Annotated in this window: 19 protein-coding genes; 8 read left to right on the forward strand and 11 right to left on the reverse strand. The window is 68.0% G+C overall.

What is annotated here, in order from left to right; all coding sequences use genetic code 11:
- Window positions 1–20: 20 nt before the first annotated feature.
- The 4 genes from AZC_RS04635 to AZC_RS04650 form a co-directional block, all read right to left on the reverse strand.
- Window positions 21–1,235: a S1C family serine protease gene (locus AZC_RS04635; protein WP_244421793.1), complete on the reverse strand. Its 1,215-nt coding sequence runs from the start codon at window positions 1,233–1,235 to the stop codon at window positions 21–23.
- Between the two features lie 22 nt (window positions 1,236–1,257).
- Window positions 1,258–1,608 carry a hypothetical protein gene (locus tag AZC_RS04640; protein ID WP_012169435.1) on the reverse strand — a complete coding sequence of 117 codons (351 nt, stop codon included), beginning with the start codon at window positions 1,606–1,608 and terminating at the stop codon, window positions 1,258–1,260.
- 114 nt (window positions 1,609–1,722) lie between these two features.
- On the reverse strand, window positions 1,723–2,490 hold the full coding sequence (locus tag AZC_RS04645; protein ID WP_043878899.1) for a tRNA1(Val) (adenine(37)-N6)-methyltransferase: 768 nt from the start codon (window positions 2,488–2,490) through the stop codon (window positions 1,723–1,725).
- Window positions 2,483–2,710: a DUF2007 domain-containing protein gene (locus AZC_RS04650; protein ID WP_012169437.1), complete on the reverse strand. Its 228-nt coding sequence runs from the start codon at window positions 2,708–2,710 to the stop codon at window positions 2,483–2,485. Before AZC_RS04650 ends, AZC_RS04645 begins: the two co-directional genes overlap by 8 nt.
- Before the next feature lie 133 nt (window positions 2,711–2,843).
- Here AZC_RS04650 and AZC_RS04655 point away from each other — a divergent pair, with 133 nt between their 5' ends.
- Both AZC_RS04655 and AZC_RS04660 read left to right on the forward strand, forming a co-directional pair.
- Window positions 2,844–3,851: a polyprenyl synthetase family protein gene (locus AZC_RS04655; protein WP_012169438.1), complete on the forward strand. Its 1,008-nt coding sequence runs from the start codon at window positions 2,844–2,846 to the stop codon at window positions 3,849–3,851.
- A gap of 708 nt (window positions 3,852–4,559) precedes the next feature.
- On the forward strand, window positions 4,560–6,158 hold the full coding sequence (locus AZC_RS04660; protein ID WP_158304097.1) for a methyl-accepting chemotaxis protein: 1,599 nt from the start codon (window positions 4,560–4,562) through the stop codon (window positions 6,156–6,158).
- 45 nt (window positions 6,159–6,203) lie between these two features.
- Here the strand turns inward: AZC_RS04660 and AZC_RS04665 are convergent, their stop codons facing one another.
- On the reverse strand, window positions 6,204–6,524 hold the full coding sequence (locus tag AZC_RS04665) for a YnfA family protein (protein WP_012169440.1): 321 nt from the start codon (window positions 6,522–6,524) through the stop codon (window positions 6,204–6,206).
- Window positions 6,525–6,532: 8 nt separating this feature from the next.
- The gene (locus AZC_RS04670) at window positions 6,533–7,402 is read right to left on the reverse strand and encodes a 4-(cytidine 5'-diphospho)-2-C-methyl-D-erythritol kinase (RefSeq protein WP_012169441.1); all 870 of its coding nucleotides are present in this window, start codon (window positions 7,400–7,402) and stop codon (window positions 6,533–6,535) included.
- A gap of 155 nt (window positions 7,403–7,557) precedes the next feature.
- Here AZC_RS04670 and AZC_RS04675 point away from each other — a divergent pair, with 155 nt between their 5' ends.
- Together AZC_RS04675 and AZC_RS04680 are read left to right on the forward strand one after the other, a co-directional pair.
- Entirely contained in the window at window positions 7,558–9,288 is a 1,731-nt protein-coding gene (locus AZC_RS04675) for a tetratricopeptide repeat protein (protein WP_244421794.1), read from the forward strand.
- Window positions 9,289–9,404: 116 nt separating this feature from the next.
- Window positions 9,405–10,343, forward strand: a complete 939-nt coding sequence (locus AZC_RS04680) for a LysR family transcriptional regulator (RefSeq protein ID WP_012169443.1) — start codon at window positions 9,405–9,407, stop codon at window positions 10,341–10,343.
- 12 nt (window positions 10,344–10,355) lie between these two features.
- On the opposite strand, the gene AZC_RS04685 is transcribed toward AZC_RS04680, so the two are convergent.
- The gene (locus AZC_RS04685) at window positions 10,356–12,056 is read right to left on the reverse strand and encodes an NAD+ synthase (RefSeq protein ID WP_012169444.1); all 1,701 of its coding nucleotides are present in this window, start codon (window positions 12,054–12,056) and stop codon (window positions 10,356–10,358) included.
- A gap of 236 nt (window positions 12,057–12,292) precedes the next feature.
- Between AZC_RS04685 and AZC_RS04690 the strand changes: the two genes are divergently transcribed.
- From AZC_RS04690 to AZC_RS04700, 3 genes are all read left to right on the forward strand, one after another.
- A complete protein-coding gene (locus AZC_RS04690) occupies window positions 12,293–13,672 on the forward strand; it encodes an HD-GYP domain-containing protein (protein WP_043878900.1) in 1,380 nt (459 codons plus the stop codon).
- A gap of 238 nt (window positions 13,673–13,910) precedes the next feature.
- Entirely contained in the window at window positions 13,911–16,463 is a 2,553-nt protein-coding gene (locus tag AZC_RS04695; protein WP_012169446.1) for an HWE histidine kinase domain-containing protein, read from the forward strand.
- Between the two features lie 223 nt (window positions 16,464–16,686).
- Window positions 16,687–17,583 carry a dienelactone hydrolase family protein gene (locus AZC_RS04700; protein WP_043878901.1) on the forward strand — a complete coding sequence of 299 codons (897 nt, stop codon included), beginning with the start codon at window positions 16,687–16,689 and terminating at the stop codon, window positions 17,581–17,583.
- A gap of 62 nt (window positions 17,584–17,645) precedes the next feature.
- Here the strand turns inward: AZC_RS04700 and AZC_RS04705 are convergent, their stop codons facing one another.
- Entirely contained in the window at window positions 17,646–18,482 is an 837-nt protein-coding gene (locus AZC_RS04705) for a hypothetical protein (protein ID WP_148209802.1), read from the reverse strand.
- 217 nt (window positions 18,483–18,699) lie between these two features.
- Here AZC_RS04705 and AZC_RS04710 point away from each other — a divergent pair, with 217 nt between their 5' ends.
- Window positions 18,700–19,437 (forward strand): carbonic anhydrase, encoded by a 738-nt coding sequence (locus AZC_RS04710; protein WP_012169449.1) that lies wholly within the window; start codon window positions 18,700–18,702, stop codon window positions 19,435–19,437.
- Window positions 19,438–19,485: 48 nt separating this feature from the next.
- On the opposite strand, the gene AZC_RS04715 is transcribed toward AZC_RS04710, so the two are convergent.
- From AZC_RS04715 to cysT, 3 genes are read right to left on the reverse strand one after another with little or no spacing between them, the layout of a single operon-like run.
- Window positions 19,486–20,535, reverse strand: coding sequence for a sulfate/molybdate ABC transporter ATP-binding protein (locus AZC_RS04715; RefSeq protein ID WP_012169450.1), 1,050 nt, complete (start codon window positions 20,533–20,535; stop codon window positions 19,486–19,488).
- A 1-nt stretch (window position 20,536) separates the two neighbouring features.
- On the reverse strand, window positions 20,537–21,418 hold the full coding sequence (gene cysW, locus AZC_RS04720; RefSeq protein ID WP_012169451.1) for a sulfate ABC transporter permease subunit CysW: 882 nt from the start codon (window positions 21,416–21,418) through the stop codon (window positions 20,537–20,539).
- Window positions 21,415–22,266: a sulfate ABC transporter permease subunit CysT gene (gene cysT / locus AZC_RS04725; RefSeq protein WP_012169452.1), complete on the reverse strand. Its 852-nt coding sequence runs from the start codon at window positions 22,264–22,266 to the stop codon at window positions 21,415–21,417. The genes cysW and cysT overlap by 4 nt, the downstream gene beginning before the upstream one ends.
- Window positions 22,267–22,314: the final 48 nt, after the last annotated feature.

Consider the following 22,314-nt stretch of genomic DNA (forward strand, 5'->3'; position numbering starts at 1 on the left):
GTGGAAGCGGCGGACCGGGCCTATTCGCACTCGATGCGGACCGTGAAGCCCTTGGCCACGTCGGCGACGGCCGCCGGTTCCAGCGTCGCGTCCTTCAGCTTCGCCTTGCTCTCGATGCCATTGGTGTCGAGGAAGTTCTGGGCGATGGAGCTCTTGATGGCGAAATTGACGTTCTGCGGCACATCCTTGATGGCCGAGGCGACCCCCAGGGCATCGAGCTTGGAGACGACGACGCCGACGATATTGCCCTTCTGGTCGATCACCGGCCCGCCGCTGTTGCCGGGCTGCACCGGCGCTGAAATCTGGACCATGCGGGTGTCGTCGGCGAGGCCGGCCGTGGCCGTCACATTCCCGATGGTGAAATTGCCGTTGCTGGCGAGAAGGCCGGAGAGCGGAAAGCCATAGACGGACACGCCGTCTCCCACCCGCACGCGGGTGTTGAGGGCCGGCACATCCTTCGGCGTGAGATCGGCCTTGAGCAGAGCGAGATCATTGTTGGGATCGCGGGCCACCACCTGTGCGGGCACGGCCACCTCGCCCACCGGCGTCACGGTCACCTTCTTGCAGCCGTTCACCACATGATTGTTGGTGAGCAGATGGCCGCGTTCCGAGACGAAGAAGCCGGTGCCGGAACTCTTGCCGCCTTCCGATTGCGGCCCCTCGCCCCGCGCCTTGGTGCGGGCGCCGTCGCCGGCCTTCGGCTCGGTGCGCAGGCTGGCGATGACGCTCTTCTGGCAATCCACCAGCGCATCGATGGCTGCCATGGAGCCGGAAAGGGAGAGCTGGGCGATGATCTTGCGGTCATAGACCACATCGAGCGCGCCGGCCCGCGCGATGTCGATGACGAAGCCGGTGACGAGATCCTGCGCCAGCAGGCCCATCTCCTTGTCCAGTTCCACGCCGGTGAAGCGGCCCCGCCAGCGGCCTTCGCCGCGGGCGAGCAGTTGCAGCTCGTAGCGATTGCCGACGGCGAGCGAGCGCCATTTGGGGTTCGAGAGGGCGAAGAAGGCCTTGTTGCTGCCGCCGCCGAATCCCATCCAGACCGTCGTGCGGTCCTCGTAGGTGGCGGTGGCCATGCAGCCCCCCATGCCGGTGCTGAGGCCGATGGTCCAGCCGCGCGTCCTGCCGATCACTTCGTCCATGGAGAGGGCGGGTTCCGCGCGCGCGGCCTTCGGCAGACCCGCGAGCAGGGACACGAGCGCAAGGGCTCCGGCGACGCGGCTCAGCACTTTCACGACGGCCCCCGGCAGCATGCGGTCAAGGCTTATCGGCGACGGGCACCGATCCGGCGGCGGCCGGGCCGCCCGCGAACGGGTCCTGGTTCGTGTTCGCCACGTTGGTTACCGGGCCCTGCTGGCTCGCGGTCTTCGAGGAGGTGCTCTTGGACGCGGCGGTCTTGGGCTTCTTCGGGGGCGCGGCGGGCGGCCGGGCCGCCTGGGCCTGGCTCATGGCGCCGAGCACGGCCGCACCCACCAGCGCGCCGGCGGCGATTCCGAGCACCGTGCGGCCGGAGCCGGCATGGGCTGTCCTGTGTGCGAGAGGCGAAACGCCGAGCGCGACCCCGAGACCGCAGACGGCCACCCATTTGAAAACGCCAGCCCTGAACATGATGCACGCCTCCCAAAACCCGGCGCAGACGAAGACGAATGCTGCGGATCATAAAAGGCATCGCCGCCTGACGTAAGGGCGTTTGTTAACCATGCGACCGGGATGCGCACCTGCTCAGGGGATAAGGCCGGCCTCTCCCCGCAGCACCGCATCGGCGGTGGCGGTCGTGCGCCCGTCGGCCTCGGCGAGGATGAGGCCGGGGCGGATGGCGGGGGGCGTGCGGCGGCCTTTCACGGCCCGCACGAGCAGCCGCACCGCCGGTGCATCGGCGCGGGCATGGACGGGCAGCAGCTCCGCCGCGCCGAAGCGCCCGGCGAGGGCGTCGAGCAGCGTGGCAAGATCGGCCGGTCGCAGGATGAGGCCGACCTGCCCGCCCGGCTTCAGGCAGCGATAGGCGGCGAGCACCCAGTCCATCAGCGTTTCGCCATCCGCCATATGGGCGGTGGCGCGGCGGGCGTGGGGAGAGGTCTGGTGGGCGGCCCGCGCATTGAACGGCGGGTTGGCGATCACGAGATCGGCGGCCTGCGCGGCGGGCTCGGCCGGCCCCGCCGGCTTGCCCAGCGTCCGCACATCGGCCTCCACGATCGCGCAGCGGTCCGACATGCCGTTGCCAGCCGCATTCTGCCGGGCGAGGGCCGCCGTCGCGGGATCGAGTTCCACGAGATGCGCGCTCGCCTCGCGAAGGCGCACAAGCACCGCAAGGCCCGCCGTGCCGACGCCTGCGCCCAGATCGACAATGCGGCGGGCCTGCGCGGGGGCGAGGGCCGCGAGCAGCAGCGCATCATGCCCGGCGCGGTGGCCGGTCCTCGGCTGGGTCAGCATCAGCCGGCCGCCCAGCAGGGCATCCCGCGTGGTCTCGAAGGGCAGGGGGCCTTCAATCATCCCGGCGCAGGACATCCGCGAAGCCCGCCTCCGTGAGCAGGCGGCGCGTGCGGATCTCGTCCTCCTCCAGCACCAGGATGCGACGCGGCAGCACACCGATGGAGCCTTCCAGCGCGCTGATGTGGCTGTCGGCGACCATGTGGCCGATATCGGCGGCTTCCAGCAGCGCGGCGATGGCGGAAATCAGCACGATGTCGTTGGTGCGTACCACCTCGCGCATGCCGCCCGCCGCTCCTCGCATCACTTTCGGGGTTTTATCGTGCTTTCACGGCCCCAGCGGCACGTGGGCGCTTGCACGGACCCTAGGAGCATCCCTATGGTGCGCCCCGCTGAATGACAAGCGGGAGCAATCATTGGCCGTCGTTCTTCCGTTTGAGCCCAAGGAGCCCTCCATCGAGACGCTGGTGCGGCTGGTGAAGGGCGACATGGAGCGCGTGAATGCGCTGATCCTGTCGCGCACCGGCTCCGACGTGGCGATGATTCCCGAGGTTGCGAACCACCTGATCTCCTCGGGTGGCAAGCGCCTGCGCCCCATGCTGACCATCGCCTGCGCGGCGCTGTCGAGCTATGAGGGCGACGGCCATATCAAGCTCGCCGCCTCGGTGGAGTTCATGCACACGGCGACCCTCCTCCACGACGACGTGGTGGACGAGAGCGACATGCGCCGGGGCAAGCTCGCCGCCCGCAAGCTGTGGGGCAATGAGGCGAGCGTGCTGGTGGGCGACTTCCTGCTCGGCCAGGCCTTCAAGATGATGGTGGAAGTGGGCATTCTCGAATGCCTCGACATCCTCTCCACCGCCGCCTGCACCATCGCCGAAGGCGAGGTGATGCAGCTTGCCGCCGCCAAGAATACCGAGACCTCGGAAGACGATTATCTCGCCGTGATCCGCGGCAAGACGGCCGAGCTCTTCGCCGCCGCCTGCGAGGTTGGCGCGGTGCTGAATGCCCGGCCCAAGGCGGAGCAGGCGGCCTGCCGCTCCTTCGGCATGAATCTCGGCATCGCCTTCCAGCTGGTGGACGACGCGCTGGACTATGGCGGCAGCCAGGCCAAGCTCGGCAAGAATGTCGGCGACGATTTTCGCGAGGGCAAGATCACCCTTCCCGTGCTCCTCGCCTTCCGGCGTGGCGATGCGGAGGAGCGCGCCTTCTGGAAGCGCTGCCTCGAGACGGGCGAGACCACGGACGAGAATCTCGCCCATGCGGTCGGCCTGCTGACCAAGCATCGCGCGCTGGCCGACACCATCGAGCGGGCGCGGCATTATGGCGCCATGGCCAAGGATGCCCTCGCCCTGTTCCCCGCGAGCCACGCCAAGGACGCGCTGGCCGAGGCGGTGGACTTCTGCATCTCCCGCGCCCACTGAGGTCGCCCGCGTCCGGCAGCGACCGGGCGTAAATCGAATGATGGGCCGCGCCGGCCGCCTTCCGGCCGGCCCTTCTTTTGCCGGCGAGAACAACCTGAGCGACGGATCAGCCCTGCATGCGCGGCTCGGGTGCGGGTTGTCAGAGGGTGTCCGTTTGCAGGCCCCGCGCAAGCTTGCCCCAAACATATATATAAGTGACTTGGGTACCTCAGGTGCCCAGGGCCAGTGACCTGCGTTCAATCCGGGTGATGGCCGGCCGCCGACCTCATGTTCGGCGGCGACGGGACGGGATCAGGAACAGGACAGGCGGTGGATTGCGGAAATGCCTCCGGGCGTTCATCCGGCCATCCCGTTTGCCTGCAAAGCCCCGGTCTGTCTTGCGGCTGATCCCAGCACTCAGGCGGCGGTCGCCAGCCGGGCTTCTCGGGCCCGGTGCCGTTTGAGGGGCAGACGAGCGGGTTGAATTTCGTATCACGCCTCTCTGGGGGGAGGGGCGTGTGGTCTTGATGTGGTCCAGATCCTGGACGCGATGGCGATTAAATCAAATAATATTTCATCCGGTTCCAGATCCGGGCTGCGTCGGTCGATCCTTTCACCGCGGAGCCTCCAGTGTCTTTGAAGAATGCATCCCTTATTTGGAAGGTCGCCGGCCTTCTGTTTCTCATGGGTGTCGCGAACCTCGGGGGGTTGATCTACGCGACAGGCAATATGGACCGCATCAGCGGTTCCTATTCGGACCTCATCAAGTCCCAGGACGCGGCGGCCTTCTCGCTGGCCACCGCCAACCGCTGGCTGGCGTCGTTCCTGACCCGGCTCTACCAGAGCACGCCCGTCTCCACGCCCGAGGAGACGCGGCAGATGAAGGCCTTGCGCGAAGACGCCCTGGCCGGCCTCGACAAGGCGCTGGAGGATGCCAAGCGGCAGGCTCCCGCGTTCACATCCCGCATCGACGCGGCCTCCCGCGCCATTCGCGACATCTATACGCGCACCTGCGCACCGGCACTTGAGTTCGGCTCCGGTCAGCGCGGCCAGGCGGACATCGGCCGGGCCGTGCAGCAGATTGCGGGCGACTGCCACGTGATGCTGCGCAACGCCGCGGGTGACCTCGTGAAGCTGGCCGATGAGGCCAAGGCGAGCGCTGACCAGCGCAGCCAGGAACTGTCGGTGGCCACCACCGACCTGATCCGCCTCAGCCTCGCGGTGGTGCTGATTGCCTTCGTGGTCGTGGTGGCGATCGCCGTCGTGCTGACCCTGAAGGGGATCGTCCAGCCCATGCGCACGCTGGTCGCCGTGACGGAGCGGCTTGGCCGGGACGAACTGGATGAAGTGGTTCCGGACCGCGAGCGGCGGGACGAAATCGGCGCCGTCTCCAAGGCGCTGGAGGTCATGCGCCAGCAGCTCAGCGCGGCGAAGGCGGCCCGCGCCGACCTTGCGGTGCGTGACGCCGAGGAGCGCCGCCGGCTCGACGCGCGGGCCCAGCTCTCCGAACGCTTCGTGCAGGCCATGCGGGCGCTGGCCGAGAGCTTCGGCCAGTCGTCCGGCGCGCTGTCCAGTGCGTCCCGGCGCCTCGCCGAAAGCTCCAATGCCACCTTCCAGCAGGTGCATCAGGTGGCGAGCGCAGCGGGCCAGGCCTCTGCGAACGTGCAGACCGTTGCCGCCTCCGCCGAGGAGATGGCGGCGACCGTGCGGGAGATCGCCGGCCAGGTGGACCATTCGGCAGATGTCGCGGGTGCGGCCTTCACCGAGGTGGAGGGTGCGAACCAGCGCATTCTCGGCCTCTCCGACGCCGCCAATTCCATTGGCAACGTGGTGGAGCTCATCAACGGCATCGCTGCCCAGACCAACCTGCTCGCCCTCAACGCCACCATCGAGGCGGCGCGTGCGGGCGATGCCGGCAAGGGCTTCGCGGTGGTCGCCTCCGAGGTGAAGCAGCTTGCGGAGCAGACCTCCCGCGCCACCGGCGAGATCGGCACGCGCATCGCCGAGATCCAGGAGGCGACGGGCCTGACGGTGCGCTCCATGGCCCAGATCACCGAGACGATCAGCTCGGTGAAATCCATCTCCACCGCCATCGCCGGGGCGGTCGAGCAGCAGAGCGCGGCGACCGGCGAGATCGCGAGCAACTGCCAGCAGGCGGCGAGGGGCACGACCCTGGTCACCGAGAGTGTGGCGGGCGTGCGCCAGACGGCGGAAGTGACGGAGACGGTCTCGAAGACCCTGCTCTCGCTCTCGTCCGACCTCTCCACCCAGATCGATGACCTCCACCGGACGGTGCAGGCCTTCGTGAACGATCTGTCGGCGGCGTAAGGACCGGACCGGGGGCGTTCCACGCTCCCGGTCTTCCGCCCCGGCTCAGCCGCGCGGGGCGAACAGGATGACGCAGGCCCCGGCAAGGCAGATGGCGGCGCCCAGCGCATCGAACCGATCGGGCCGCACGCCTTCCGCCGCCCACATCCAGCCGAGTGAGGCGAGGATATAGATGCCGCCATAGGCGGCGAAGGCGCGACCGGCGGCATCCGCTTCCACCTGCGTCAGAAGGGCGGCGAAGGCGACGAGGCTGAGGACGCCGGGCGCGAGCCAAAGCGGGCTGCCGCCCGCGCGCACCACATGCCAGAAGGCAAAGCAGCCGGCGATCTCGGCGAGCGCGGCCAGCGCAAAGAGGGGCAGGCTCATGGGCACCCCTAGCGCAGCACGGTGGGGCGGACCCACCAGCCGGGTTCCGCGGCAGCGACCCGCCGTGCCACCTGCGCGGCGGCCCGGCAGTCGTCGGTCAGCGCAAAAACCGTCGCACCGGAACCGGACATCCGCACCAGCCGGACCTCCGGTTCTTGGGCCAGCATCGCCTTCACGCGGGTGATCTCGGGGGCTACCGTCTCGGCGGGCGGTTCCAGATCGTTGCCGTGCAGGACGAGGTGCCGCATCACAGCCGCGCGGCCGGTGCTCATGGGCGCCTCGTGCGGCAGACCCGCCAGATCCTCGCCGGCCCGGAGGCCCAGCGTGCGGAAGACATCGGCCGTCGGCACCGGCACGCGGCAGTTCACCAGCACGGCGAACAGCGGTGCGAGACCCAGCGGCTCGGACAGCCGCTCGCCGATGCCTTCCATGATCCGGGCCTGCGGATCGAGGCAGACGGGCACGTCGGCGCCCACCTCCCTGGCTGCGGCGTGGAGGCGCGGATCATCGAGCGCGATGTCGTTGATCTGCGCCAGCAGGCGCAAGGCGGCGGCCGCGTCGGAGGAGCCTCCCCCGATTCCTGCCGCCACCGGCAGGCGCTTGGTGAGCGTGAAACGGCCGAGGCGGGCACCGGGCACATGGCGGGCGAAAGCATCGGCGGCGCGCAGGATGAGATTGTCCGCATCCGGCCCTGCGGCAGCGGCGGACGGTCCCGCAACGGCAAGGCCGAGGGGGGCGTCCGACTCCAGCGTCACCACATCGCAAGCGCCCGCAAATGCAACGATACTCGCGAGATCGTGAAACCCGTCCGGACGGCGCCGGAGGATGCGCAATGTCAGATTGACCTTTGCCGGCGCGCGCGCCACAAGCCTTTGCATGGGTTCGCTTATGGCCCGGTCCGCGGCATGCGGCAAGCACGCCGTCCCCGTCCCTCGGCGTGGCCTTGCTTGCGAGGCGTCGGGAAAGCGGCCATCCTCCCGCCATCGCGCGCGGTTTGGCTGTCTGGTGCGCTCCTTCTTGGGATTCCCTCACGGTGAAGATTCTCTCCCTTTCATCGCCTCTGGCCCTCGCCCTTTCTCTGTGCACGGCGCTGGCCACTACCGCCCCCGCTTTCGCGAAAGAGGACCTGAGCGCGCCCGAGACCTCCGTCGCCGGTAGCTTCCTCTCCGCCCGTCTGGCGGGTGCCGAGCGCGATTCCGATGCCGCCGTGACCTATCTGCGGGCGCTGATGAAGGCCGACCCGCGCAATGACGAACTGGTCGAGCGCGCCTTCTTCGCCATGCTGGTGGCCGGCGAGGTGGAAGAGGCGATGCCGCTGGCCGAGCGCCTCGTGAAGGTGGACCGCTCGCACCGCATCGCGCGCCTCGCCCTCGCGGCGCGGGCCATCAAGCGCGGCCAGTATCAGACCGCCCGCACCAATCTCTCCCTGTCCGTCCGCGGCCCCATCGGCGACCTCACCGCCACCCTGCTTGCCGCCTGGACCATGGTCGGCTCCGGCAACGCCAAGTCCGGCGTCGAACTGATCGACCGCCTGCAGGGGCCGGACTGGTACGCCGCCTTCAAGGACATCAACGCCGGTCTCATTCTCGATGCCGCCGGCCTCAAGAAGGAAGCGGGCAAGCGGCTGGAAAAGGCGGCGCAGACCGATCCGGCGACGCTGCGCGCGGTGGATGCCTATGCCCGCTGGCAATCGCGCAACGTCGACAAGGAAACGGCGCTCGCCACCTATCAGGCGTTCGAGAAGCTGCTGCCCCGCCATCCGCTGGTGATGTCGGCGGAGGCGGAGCTGCAGGCCGGCAAGACGCTCGGCCCGCTGATCCGCACGCCGCAGGAAGGCGCGGCCGAGGTGCTCTACAGCCTCGGCGCCGCCCTCGGCCGCCAGGGCGGCGAAGACCTCGCCATGGTCTATCTCCAGCTCTCCTTGTGGCTGGCGCCCGATCATCCGCTCGCCGGCCTGACGCTGGCCGACCTTTATGAGCAACTCAAGCAGCCGCTGAAGGCCATCAGCGTCTATGAGAAGATCCCCGCCAATTCGCCGCTGAAGCGCAATGCGGAAGTGCAGATGTCCATCAATCTGGACATCGCCGGCAAGTTCGACGAGGCGCGCAAGCATCTGGTCGCGCTGGTGGAGAGCGATCCCAAGGACACCGACGCGCTGGTGGCGCTGGGCGGCCTCTATCGCGGCCACAAGATGTATGCGGAATGCGCCGACACCTATGGCAAGGTCATCGACCAGCTGAAGGAGCCCACCCGCAACAACTGGACGCTGTTCTACTTCCGGGGCATCTGCAACGAGCGCAACAAGAACTGGCCCGCTGCGGAGGCGGACCTCAAGATGGCGCTCAAGCTCTATCCCGATCAGCCGCACGTGCTGAACTATCTCGGCTATTCGTGGGTGGACCAGGGCCTCAACCTCGATCAGGCGCTGGACATGATCCGCAAGGCGGTGTCGCTGCGTCCGGACGACGGCTACATCGTCGACAGCCTCGGCTGGGCCTATTACCGCCTCGGCCGCTATGACGATGCGGTCACCGAGCTGGAGCGGGCGGTGGAGCTGAAGCCGCAGGATCCCGTCATCAATGACCATCTGGGCGATGCCTACTGGAAGGTGGGACGGAAGCTGGAGGCGACCTTCCAGTGGGCGCATGCGCGCGATTCCAAGCCCGAGCCGGAAGACCTGACGAAGATCGAGAAGAAGCTGCAGAGCGGGCTGGAAGAAGAGCCGCCGGTCAAGAAGGCCGAGGAGCAGCAGAAGGGCGGCTGACACGCCGCGAGGTCGGCCCGCCTCCCGCGTTGTTCTGGATGCGGGGGGCTGGTTTTCTGCGTAGAGCGCGATACCATCGATGGTAGCGACCCTCGGTTGTAAGGCGGCCCTATGACATGATTGCCTGGGACGACTTCCGGCTGGTCAAAGCCATAGCGGAGACACGATCCCTCGCTGGCGCCGCGGAGGTGCTGGGGGTCAACCATTCCACGGTCTTCCGGCGCCTCGGCGCGCTGGAGGCCCTGCTCGGAGCGCGCCTGTTCGAGCGCGCCCGCACCGGCTATGCTCCGACCGTGACCGGGGAAGAACTGGTCCGCCTTGCCGAGCGCATGGGCGAGGAAATCACCTCCATCGAGCGCCGCATCACGGGACGCGACCTGCGCCCCTCCGGGGAACTGCGCGTCACCACCAACGACACGCTGCTGGTGCATCTCCTGACGCCGGTCTTCGCCTCCTTCCGCGCGGCCTATCCCGAAATCCGGCTGGAGATCATCGTCTCCAACCAGACCCTCAACCTCACCAAGCGCGATGCCGACGTGGCGGTGCGGGCGAGCGACCGGCCGGGCGATGCGCTGGTCGGGCGGCGCGTGGCCTCCATCGCCTGGGGCGTTTATGGGGCGGCGGGCGGTCCGGACACGCGGGCCTTCGAACTCGCCCATATGCGCCAGCACAATTGGGTGGGCTTCGCCGAACCCATCGGCGCCATCAAGGCCGCCAAATGGCTGAAGGAGCGGGCGGGCGAGGACCGCATCGTCTATCGGGTGAACACGCTGCTCGGCCTTGCGCAGGCGGCGGCGGCCGGCATGGGGCTGGCGGTGCTGCCCTGCTTCATCGGCGCGGCGACGCCGGGCCTCACGCGGTTGCAGGCGCTCGATGCGGAGATCGACGGCAGCCTCTGGCTGCTCACCCATCCCGATATCAAGCAGACCGCCCGCGTGCGGGCCTTCATGGATTATGTGGGGCGCGAACTCGGCAAGCGCCGCGCCATATTGGAGGGCCGCGACGGTGACGCCGCCGAGCCGCTCGGCAGTGACGATGTCGTGTCCGTCGCGTGAAGCGCGCCGGCGTCAGCCGAGATCGCGGAAACCGTTGGTGATGGGATAGCGCCGGTCGCGGCCGAAGTTGCGGGTCGTCACCTTCACGCCCGGCGCCGCCTGCCGGCGCTTGTATTCGGCGATGTTCAGCATCCGCTCCACGCGCTTCACCACCGCCGGGTCGAAGCCGTCCGCGATGAGCTGCGCCACAGGGGTCTCCGCTTCCACAAGGCGGGCGAGGATGGCGTCCAGCACCTCATAGGGCGGCAGCGAATCCTGATCCTTCTGGTTCTCGCGCAATTCGGCCGTCGGCGGCTTGTCGATGAGGGCGTCGGGAATGACGATGCCGTCCGGTCCCAGCGCGCCCGTGGGCTTCCAGGTGTTGCGCAGGCGGGAGAGGCGGAAGACCTCGGTCTTGTAGAGATCCTTGATGGGATTGTAGCCGCCGTTCATGTCGCCATAGAGCGTCGCATAGCCGGTGGACATCTCCGACTTGTTGCCGGTGGTCACCACCATGGCTCCGAACTTGTTGGAGACGGACATGAGCAGCGTACCGCGGACGCGCGACTGGAGGTTCTCCTCCGTCACGTCCCGTTCCCGCCCGGCGAAGAGGGGGGCGAGCACGCCCTCCAGCGCCTCCACGGCGGGCGCGATGGGCAGCGTGTCGTAGCGCACGCCGAGGCGGCGGGCGACGTCGGCGGCATCCGAGAGGCTGTCCTGCGAGGTGAAGCGATAGGGCAGCATGATGCAGTGGACCCGCTCCGGTCCCAGTGCATCCACCGCCATGGCGGCGCAGATGGCACTGTCGATGCCGCCGGAGAGGCCGAGCACCACGCCGGGGAAGCGGTTCTTGTTCACATAGTCCTTGAGGCCGAGGACGCAGGCCGCATAGTCCGCCCGGTCGCCTTCGAGGCGGTCGGCGAAGGGGGCTTCCTCGCACTTCCAGCCGTTCTCATAGCGCCGCCACTGCGTGGTGCGCACCCGCTCGGCAAAGCCGGGGAACTGCATCACCTGCGTGCGGTCGGCATTGAGGGCGAAGGAGGCGCCGTCGAACACCAGTTCGTCCTGCCCGCCCACCTGATTGACATAGAGCAGCGGCAGGCCGCTCTCCACCACGCGGGCCACCGCGATATTGGCCCGCTCGTCATAGACCGAGCGGCGATAGGGCGAGCCGTTGGGCACGATGAGGATTTCGGCGCCCGTCTCGGACAGGCACTCCACCACGTCCGGCCCCCAGATGTCCTCGCACACCGGCACGCCAAGGCGAACGCCCTTGAAGGGGATCGGGCCGGGCAGGGGGCCGGGCACGAACACGCGCTTCTCGTCGAAGACGCCATAATTCGGCAGGTCCACCTTGAAGCGCTTGGCCGCGATGCGTCCGCCTTCCAGTAGGAAGACGCCATTGTGCAGGTGCCCGTCCTCCACCCAGGGCGCGCCAACCAGCAGCGCCGGGCCGCCGACGGTCTCCGCCGCGAGCTCGTCCAGCGCCGCGCGGCAGGCCTGCTGGAAGGCGGGCTTCAGCACCAGATCCTCCGGCGGATAGCCGGCGAGGAACAGTTCGGAGAAGACCACGAGGTCCGCGCCCTGTAGCGCCGCCTCGTCCCGCGCCATGCGGACCTTCTCCGCATTGCCGGCAACATCGCCCACCACCGGGTTCAACTGCGCCACCGCGATGCGCAGCGTTTCGGCAGGGACGATGGCGGCGGTTTCGGATGCGGAGAGAGAAGCGGTCATGGCGCCCCGGCAGAAAATGGCGCCCCAGATGTAGCCGCGCCGCGCCCATGCGGCAATGCATGCGGGCCGCATGGGCGCTCCGCCGGCTCGGCGGGTGTCTTGTCCGCCCCTCACGCCTTCCACTTGCGGGCGGCAAGGGCAGGTCCACTCGCCGTCACGGGGGCACCAGCCCCGGGCGAGCACGCGCTGCTAAGGCAGAAGGCGGATCAGGAGGCAGTGTGACGCGGAACGCGGACATGACGGGGGCGTCTGAGGACAGGACGTCCGCACCCGGCGCTGCGGCGACGGCGGCCGATCATGTCCTGCTGGCGGATCTGCTGGCCGCGCTCAGCCATGCGCTCGACCTCACCGAGGGCCAGGCGGAAGGCCATTGCCTGCGCTGCTGCTGGATCGGGGTGCGGATCGGCCAGGAGCTGGGCCTCCCCGAGGGGCAACTGGCGGACCTGTCCTATACGCTGATCCTCAAGGATCTCGGTTGCAGCTCCAATGCGGCGCGGATCTGCGAACTCTATCTGGCCGACGACCGCACCATCAAATCCGGTTCGAAGCATCTGGATGGCAGCCTCAAGCAGGCGCTGCGCTTCGTTCTCGCGCATACCGGGCTGCAGGCGGGGCCGGCGGAGCGCCTGCGCGCCATCGTCCGCATCGTCCGCAACGGTGGCAGACTGACGCGCGAACTGATCGAGACCCGCTGCGTGCGCGGCGCGGAGATCGCCCGCCTCATGCGTTTTTCCGACGCGGTGGCACGGGGCATTCGCGGTCTGGATGAACATTGGGACGGTTCCGGCAAACCGGGCGGCCTGAAGGGCACCGCCATCCCGCTGTTCTCCCGCATCGCGCTGCTGGCGCAGGTGGCGGACGTGTTCTTCACCGCCGGCGGACCCGAGGCGGCGGTGGCGGAAGTCACCAGCCGCGCGGACGGCTGGTTCGAGCCCCGTCTCGTCGAGGCTTTCCGCCGGGTGGCGGCGCAGCCGGGCTTCTGGGAGACGTTGGCCTCGGCGGAGCTTCAGGAGGCCATCGCCGGCCAGGTGCCGCTGCATGTGCGGGCAACGGTGGATGACGACTATCTCGACGACATCGCCGCCGCCTTCGCGCAGGTGATCGACGCCAAGAGCCCCTTTACCGCCGGCCACAGCGCCCGCGTGACCGATGTGGCGGACACCATTGCCGCCGAGATGGGCCTGCCGGACCTGCGCCGGCGCTGGTTGCGGCGGGCGGCGCTGCTGCACGACATCGGCAAGCTCGGCGTCAGCAACACCATTCTCGACAAGCCCGGTCCCCTGGAGCCGGAGGAGCGGGCGGCCATGCAGCGCCATGCGGAGCTATCGGAAACCATCCTCGCGCGCATCCGCCCCTTTCGCCATCTGGCCGCCGTCGCCGGTGCCCATCACGAGCGCCTGGACGGAAAAGGCTATCCGCGCGGCCTTTCGGGGGCGACCATCGATCTCGACACCCGGATCATCACCACCGCCGACATCTTCGATGCCCTCACCGCCGATCGGCCCTATCGCGCGGCCATGTCCGTGGCGCGGGCGCTGGAGATCATGGAAGAGATGAGTGGCACCGCTCTGGACCCCGCCTGCCTGGCGGCGCTGCGGCGGGCGCTGGATCGGTGAGGTAAGGGCTTCCTGTAGGAGGCCAGTGTGCTCGCCGCTCGCGCGCTGGCCGGCCCGTGCCACTCTTCCTGTTCGGGTCAACGACACAGCCCAGAGAATTTCCACGGTACTCGGGAACAATCGACGGCAAGCGATGTTGTCGTCCATCCGCTGTATTCGGGGTGCCGCTTGAGATCCCGGGGATGGGGGCTTGGCCCGTTCGACAAAGGCGTCGGAGGGCCCTCGCGGGACCTGATGAATGCCGAATGCCGAAGCCGTCGACCTGACCAATTGCGATCGCGAGCCCATCCATATCCCAGGCTCTATCCAACCCCATGGCTGCCTGATCGCCTGTACGCCGGATGCGGGCCATATCCTCTGTCACTCCGCCAACGCAGCCGATGTGCTTCATCTGCCCTCCGCCGGCATCAACGGCCTGCGGCTCGAGGCGGTGCTTGGCGGCAAGGCCGCCCACGACATCCGCAATGCGCTGACGACAGCCACCGATCCCGCGCGGCCCGGCCTGCTGCTTGGCCTCAATATCGGCGAGCGCGCCTTCGATGTGGCGGTCCATATCTACAAGGGCGTCGTCATCATCGAATGTGAGGCGGCGCCGAAAGGGCGCTCGGGCACGCCGGTGGAATTCGTCCGGGCGCTCATCTCGCAGGTGAGCCGGCTGGGCGAGCCGGACGTGCTGCTGCGCCGGGCCAGCCATCTGGTGCGCACGCTGCTGGGCTATGACCGGGTGATGATCTACCGGTTCGATGCCGACGGTTCGGGCAAGGTGGTGAGCGAAGCCCGGATGCCGAGCCTCGAGAGCTTCCTCGGCCAGCACTTTCCCGCCGGCGACATTCCCCGCCAGGCGCGCGAACTCTATCTGAAGAACATCATCCGCATCGTCTCGGATTCTTCCGGCGCCCGCATCCCCATGGAACCCGAGTTCAATGCGTCGGGCGAGCCGCTGGATCTGTCCTTCGCCCATCTGCGCAGCGTCTCGCCCATCCATTGCGAATATCTGCGCAACATGGGCGTCAGCGCCTCCATGTCGCTCTCCATCGTCATCGGCGGCCAGCTCTGGGGCCTGATCGCCTGCCATCATTACAGCCCGCGCGTCCTCTCCATGGCAGAGCGGATCGGCGCGGAGATGTTCGCCGAATTCTTCTCGCTGCATCTGGAAGCGGTGAACCACCGCGAGAAGCTGGAGGTGGCCACCCGTGCCCGGCGGACGCTCGACCGCATCCTCGGGCATGCCGCCCGCTATGCGGGGCTCCCCGAGCTTCTGCGTGGCTCGCTGGCGGACTTCATGGGCCTGATGCCCTGCGACGGTGTGGGCCTCTGGATCGAAGGCGAATGGACGAGCCACGGCGTGGCCCTGCCGGCCCCGGCGGCACCCGCGCTCGCCCGCGCGGTGGCCACCCATGGCGAGGGGCCGGTGTGGGCGAGCCATACGCTCTCCCACATCCTGCCGGAGGTGTCCGCTTATGGCGTCCCCGTGGCCGGCGCTCTCGCCATTTCCCTCTCGCACCGCCCGCGCGACTATCTGTTCTTCTTCCGCAAGGAGGCGGTGCAGACGGTGGAATGGGCGGGCAACCCGCACAAGCATTATGCCACCGGCCTTCACGGCGATCGTCTTACCCCGCGCAAGAGCTTCGCCATCTGGAAGGAAACGGTGGAGCACCAGTCCTGGCCCTGGACGCAGGCGGACCGCGACTTCGCCGAAGCCGCTCGCAATGCCTTGGTGGAGATCGTGCTGCGGCACAATGAGCTGCTGGCCGACGAGCGCGGCAAGGCGGACGTGCGCCAGCGCCTGCTGAATGAGGAGCTCAACCACCGGGTCAAGAACATCCTCGCCCTCATCAAGTCGCTGGTGTCCCATCCCGTGACCGAGGCGACCGATGTCGCGAGCTACTCCCGCAGCCTCAAGGGACGCATCGAGGCCCTGGCCTATGCGCACGATCAGGTGGTGCGGGGCGATGGCGGCGGGCTGCTGTCGGACCTTCTCACCGCCGAGTTGTCGCCCTATCGCGACGCCACGGCGGTGACGCTGGACGGGCGGCCGCTGATGCTGGACGCGCAGGCCTTCTCGGTGATGGCGCTGGTGTTTCATGAGATGGCGACCAATGCCGCCAAATACGGCAGCCTCTCCACGCCCGGCGGTCGGCTCATGGTGCGCTGGGTGCCGGCTCCGGCGGGCGGCTGTGACATCACCTGGGAGGAAAGCGGCGGGCCGCCGGTCCAGGCCGCAGGGCGACGCGGTTTTGGCTCCGTGCTCGTGGACCGCAGCGTGCCCTATGACCTCGGCGGCTTCAGCGCCATCGAATATCTGGTGAGCGGCGTGAAGGCGCGGTTCAGCATTCCAGGCCGCCACATCACCTGGCAGGGCAGCGATCCAAGGACAGTTGCGCCTGCTTCGGCTTCGGACGCCCCACCGCCCGATGACCTGCCGCTGCGCGGGCTCAGTCTGCTGGTGGTCGAAGACCAGTTGCTGATCGCCATGGAGGCGGAGGCCATGCTGCTGGCGCTCGGCGCGGAAGCGGTGGAGACCTGCAACTCGGCGCTGGAGGCGGAGAACCGCCTTGCCCGGTTCCGTCCCGATGCGGCGGTGCTGGACATTCACCTCAGCGGCGGGACCTCCGTTCCGGTGGCACAGGAACTGCGCCGGCGGCAGATTCCGTTCGTGTTCGCCTCCGGCTATGCGGATCTCGACAACATCCCCGACGAGCTTGCCGACGTGCCATTGGCCCGCAAGCCCTATGACGGCAAGGCGCTCGCCTTCGCGCTGACACAGGCGCGGGCGGAGGCCGGTGTTTAGGCGCGGTCTGAATGCCCGTTCAGGCCTTTGCGTTCTTCACGGGAATGTAAGCGTCAGCGCGCCGGTTAGGCCTCGCCCTTGCCGGGGTGGCATGCCACTCTCCGCCGCCCTCGATCGGACGTAACGTAACGAACGTGTCAAACCGCCCGAACTTCCGTTTCGCGCAGGCTTTGGGTCCGGCGTCGGCCAATCCTTTCTTCCGCCCTGTCCGTTGGAGGTTCGCATGACGTCTCCCATTGCCGCGCCACGTGCCCCCGCTCCCGAATTGCAGGGCCTCGACGGCCTCGTGCGCGAGCCCTTCTCCCGCCGCGGCTTCGTGATGACCACGGTGATCACCGGCTTCACCCTCGCCACCACCACGGTGCTGGCGCAGGCCATCCACACGGACGCCACCGGCCTCGTGGCCGGCGAGGTGCAGATCCCCACCTCCGACGGCAACATGCCGGGCTATCGCGCCATGCCGGAAGGCAACGGCCCGTTCCCGCTGGTGATCGTCATCGAGGAGATCTTCGGCGTCCACGAATACATCAAGGACACCTGCCGCCGCCTCGCCAAGCTCGGCTATTGCGCGGTGGCGCCCGAGCTCTATGCCCGGCAGGGCGACCTCACCAAGATGACCGACGTGCAGCAGATCGTCAGTCAGGTCATCTCCAAGAAGCCTGATGCCGAGATGCTGTCTGACCTCGACGCGGCGGTGGCCTGGGCGGTGAAGGATTCCAAAGCGGACGGCAACCGCCTCGCCGTGACCGGCTTCTGCCGCGGCGGGCGCGCCACCTGGCTCTATGCCGCCCATAACCCCAAGGTAAAGGCGGCCGTGGCGTGGTACGGCCCGCTCGGCGGTCAGCGCACGGACATCCAGCCGAAGACCGCCGCCGAAGTGGTGGGCGATCTCAAGGCGCCGGTGCTCGGCCTCTATGGTGGCGCCGACACGGGCATTCCGGTGGCTGATGTGGAGAAGCAGCGCGACGCCGCCAAGGCGGCGGGCAAGACGGTCGAGATCGTCATCTATCCCGACACGCCCCACGCTTTCCATGCCGACTACCGGCCGAGCTATCGCAAGGAAGCCGCCGAAGACGGCTGGAAGCGCATGCTCGCCTGGTTCAAGCAGTACGGCGTCTGATCCGAGGACACGGGGCCGGCGTCGAACGCCGGTCCCGTGCTTCCGCCGGCTCTGCGCTGCCCTCAGGCGGCAGCGCGCAAGGCGGCTTCCGATGCCGATTGGGACATGAGCGCCATGTTGGCGCCGAACCAGCGTTCCAGCAGGCTGATGAGCGAAGGGGCGACATCGACGCCGCGCCCGCCGCTGCCGGAGACCTCAAGAAAGCCGGCTGCCTGCGCCGCCCGCAGCAGGTTGACGAGATGGCTGCGGGAGACGCCGAAGCGCTTGGCGGTCGGCGTCAGGGGCAGATCAACGGTGCCCGGCCGCGCCCGCCCCCCTTCCAAGGGCAGTTGCAGGAAGATGCTGAGCAGCACCATGTAGCCCGCATCGGCGCTGGTGAAGACGGCGAGCTCCGGAAAGCCGTCGGGCAGGCGCGTCCCGCGCAGATAATAGCCGCCCGCCGCGCGATGAAAATTCTCCAGAAATGCCGCGTCGTGGTCCAGCCGGGCGAGATAGGACGTGCCGGGATAGAGCGCCTCGATGCCGCGCATGTGGATCACTGTATAGATGCGTACGTGATCCCACAGGCGCGCGGTGGGCACGAGCAGCTTGCTGCGGCGGTCCTCGGTGGGCTTAGGCGCGACGAAGCCGGCCATCCGCATCAGGCCGAGAAAGGCCGTCACCCGGCCGGGGCTCGCGACCCCATGAGCGGCGCACAGCTCGCGCAGGCGGCTGAGGGTGAGACCATCGGCGGGATCGCGCGGATCGCGGTGCAGATGAAGCTGAAGCGCGAGACTTGAAATAAGAAACCGCCCCTCCTCATTGACGATCTTGTTGAGGATGGGGGATGATCGGTACAAACGCACCAGATCAAGGGCATATCTTCTTAGCGCACCGGCAAAGGCCTCATGGCTTCGCATGTTTTCGCCTTGCTGAATAAAGGTGTGCAAGGCGGTATCATTGGCGGTCATCGGTGCGGTCTCGACAATACACACGTGCCGCGAGTTTGACAAAATTTGGTCGAGTTCGAAACAGCGGTTTCTTCAAGCCGCGAAGGTCTCCATACAAGCGGTGGGGGCCTTAATCCGCCCATCGCGGCAAGGCACTGCTCCATAAGGAAGATCAGGGAGACACCGGATGTGTGAACTGTGCACGACCAATGGCCTGTCGCGGCGCCACCTCCTCGGCGGTGGCATGGCGGTGGCCGGTCTCGCCGCGGCGGGCCTGCTCGGCGGCCTCGCCACTCCGACGGCCGCCCTGGCGCAGGCGGCTCGCCCCAACGACATCCCGCCCGCCGAGGCCCTGAAGCGCCTCAAGGACGGCAACGCCCGCTATGCCGCCAACAAGCCGCGGCAGCATGATTTCTCCGCCGGCCGCGCCGCCCGCGCCTCGGCCCAGTATCCCTTCGCGGCCATCCTGAGCTGCGCGGATTCCCGCGTCGCGCCGGAACTCGCCTTCGATCAGGGGCCGGGCGAGTTGTTCGTCTGCCGCGTCGCCGGCAACTTCGTGAATGAGGACGGCCTCGCCAGCCTTGAATATGGCGTGCAGGTTCTCGGCCTGCCGCTCATCATGGTGCTCGGCCATACCAATTGCGGCGCCATCGATGCCACCATCAAGGTGGTGAAGGACAACATCACTTTGCCGGGCCATCTGCCGGGTCTCGTGAATGCCCTGAAGCCGGGCATCGAGGCCGCCATCGCCAAGCAGCCGAAGGATCTTCTCGCCACGGCCATCGAGGAGAACGTGCGCTTCAACGTGCGCCGCCTGCGCGATGCCTCGCCCATCCTCTCCAAGGCGGTGGCGGACAAGAAGCTTCAGGTGGTCGGCGGCGTCTACGAGATCGGCACCGGCAAGGTGACCGCCATCGAGGCGTGACGCGTTTCGGGCGCCGGTTCACCGGCGCCCGTCCTGCGCAGGACATCCTCAGGCCGAAGCGCCGAACACCCTGTATCGGCGCGGCAGCAGGCCGACGCGCCCGCCAGTCGCCAGTACCTCATTGTGCGGAATGGCGGCTTCCACGACGACCGGGCCGTTCTCGCCCGCGATCTCGATGTCCGCGCGGCGCAGCGGGCCATAGGTGCGCACCGCCAGCACGCGGCCCGAGAAGGGGGCCTCGTCCGGAGCGGCGAATTCCACGTCATGGGGGCGGGTGAGGAGGCGGGCGGGGCCGTCTGCCGCGCCCTGGCTGTCCAGTGTCAGCGCCCGCTCGCCCACGAAGAGCCGGCCCGAGCGCACCTGAGCCGGCAAGGCCAGCGTCTCGCCGATGAAATCGTGCACGAAGGCGGTGGCGGGGTGGTCATAGACCTCGTTGGGCGTGCCGACTTGCTCGATCTTGCCGTGGCCCATCACCACCACGCGGTCGGCCAGTTCCAGCGCCTCTTCCTGATCGTGGGTGACGAGGAGGGACGTGACGGGCAGTTCCTCATGCAGATGCCGCAGCCAGCGGCGCAATTCCTTGCGCACCTTGGCATCCAGCGCGCCGAAGGGCTCGTCCAGCAGCAGCACGCGGGGCGAGATGGCCAGCGCGCGGGCGAGCGCCACGCGCTGGCGCTGGCCGCCGGAGAGCTGGCCGGGATAGCGGTCTGCCAGCCAGTCGATCTGCACGAGGTGCAGCAGCTCGTTGACCTTCTCGCGGATGGCGGCCTCGGGCAGCTTGTCGGCGCCCTTGCGCACGCGCAGGCCGAAGGCGACGTTCTCGAACACGCTCATGTGCCGGAACAGGGCATAGTGCTGAAAGACGAAGCCCACGTTGCGGTCCCGCACCGAGCGATCGAGCGCATTCACCCCGTCGAACTGCACCTCTCCCTCATCCGGCCAGTCGAGGCCGGCGATGATGCGCAGCAGCGTCGTCTTTCCCGAGCCGGAGGGGCCGAGCAGGGCGACGAGCTCGCCGCTGCGCACATGCAGCGAGACATTGTCGAGGGCGGTGAAGGATTTGAAGCGCTTGGAGACGCCGATCACGTCGATGGTCATCTCAATGCTCCTGTGCGAGGCGGTGTTCGAGAATGGACTTGGCGCAGAGCGTGACCAGCGCGAGCAGGGCCAGCAGCGAGGCCACCGCGAAAGACGCCGCGAACTGGTACTCGTTGTAGAGGATCTCGATCTGCAGCGGCATGGTGTTGGTGAGGCCGCGAATGTGGCCTGAGACCACGGAGACGGCGCCGAATTCGCCCATGGCGCGGGCGTTGCAGAGCAGCACGCCGTAGAGCAGCGCCCATTTCACATTCGGGAGCGTCACGCGGAAGAAGGTGGAGAGGCCTGAGGCGCCGAGCGAGATGGCCGCCTCTTCCTCCGCCGTGCCTTGCTCCTGCATCAGCGGGATCAGTTCCCGCGCCACGAAGGGGAAGGTGACGAAGACGGTCGCGAGTACGATGCCCGGAATGGCGAAGACGATCTTGATGTCGTGCGCCTGGAGGAAGGGGCCGAGCAGGCCCTGGCTGCCGAACAGCAGCACGAAGACGAGGCCCGCCACCACCGGAGACACGGAAAAGGGCAGATCGATGAGGGTGATGAGCGCGCTCTTGCCCCAGAAATCGAACTTGGCGATAGCCCAGGAGGCGACGAGCCCAAACACCAGATTGAGGCTCACCGATATGGCGGCCACCAGCAGCGTGAGCTGGATCGCCGCGATGGCGTCGGGGTCGGCAAGGGCAGCCACATAGGTGTCCCAGCCCTTGGCGAAGGCCTGGATGAAGACGGAGACGAGCGGCAGGCCGATCACCAGCGCAAGGAAGACGAGTGCCACCGTGATGACGGCGAAGCGCACCAGCGGCGGCTCCGTGTGCACGGGCGGCGCGCGACGGATCGCCTGCGCCTGAACCGAGACAGGGGGAGGGGCGAGATCGGCCACGCTCATCGCTCGCTGGTCCGCCGTTCGGTCCATTGCTGGAGCCGGTTGATGATGAGGAGAAGGATGAAGGACGCGACCAGCATCACGACGGCGATGGCAGTGGCGTCCGCATAGCGGAACTCCTCCAGCCGAACGACGATGAGCAGAGGCGCAATCTCCGAAACGTTCGGCATGTTGCCGGCGATGAAGATGACCGAGCCGTATTCTCCGATGCCCCGCGCGAAGGCGAGGGAAAAGCCGGTGAGCAGCGCGGGCCAGACGGTGGGCAGCACCACGCGCCAGATGGTCTCGAAGCGACTGGCGCCAAGGCTGGCGGCGGCCTCTTCATATTGCTTGTCGAGATCCGCCAGAACCGGCTGGATGGTACGCACCACAAAGGGCAGGCCCACAAAGACGAGGGCCACCAGGATGCCGAGCGGGGTGAAGGCGACCTTGATGCCGAGCGGCGCCAGCAGGCTGCCGATCCAGCCGTTTTCCGCATAAAGCGCGGTCAGCGAAATGCCGGCCACTGCCGTCGGCAGCGCGAAGGGCACGTCCACGATGGCATCCACCAGCCGGCGGCCGGGGAAATCGTAGCGCACCAAGGCCCAGACCACGATGGTCCCGAACACGGCATTCACCACCGCCGCCGCGAATGAGATGCCGAACGACACCCAGAGCGCGTGGAGCGTGCGCGGGCCCGTCACCACGGCAATGAAGCGGTCGAGGGTCAGTTCCGTGGTCTTCAGGAAGAGGGCTGCGAGCGGGATGAGCACGATGAGGCTCAGCCACGTGACGGTCAGCCCGAACGTCAGCCCGAAGCCGGGAATGACGCTGCGCGGCCGGAAGAAGGAAGCTCGTGTGGCTGCCGCCATGGTGACATCCGCGTCGTGAGAGGCCCGCCGTGCCGGACCGGATCAGTA

It is taken from the genome of Azorhizobium caulinodans ORS 571 (genome assembly GCF_000010525.1).
GTDB classification, from domain to species: Bacteria; Pseudomonadota; Alphaproteobacteria; order Rhizobiales; family Xanthobacteraceae; genus Azorhizobium; species Azorhizobium caulinodans.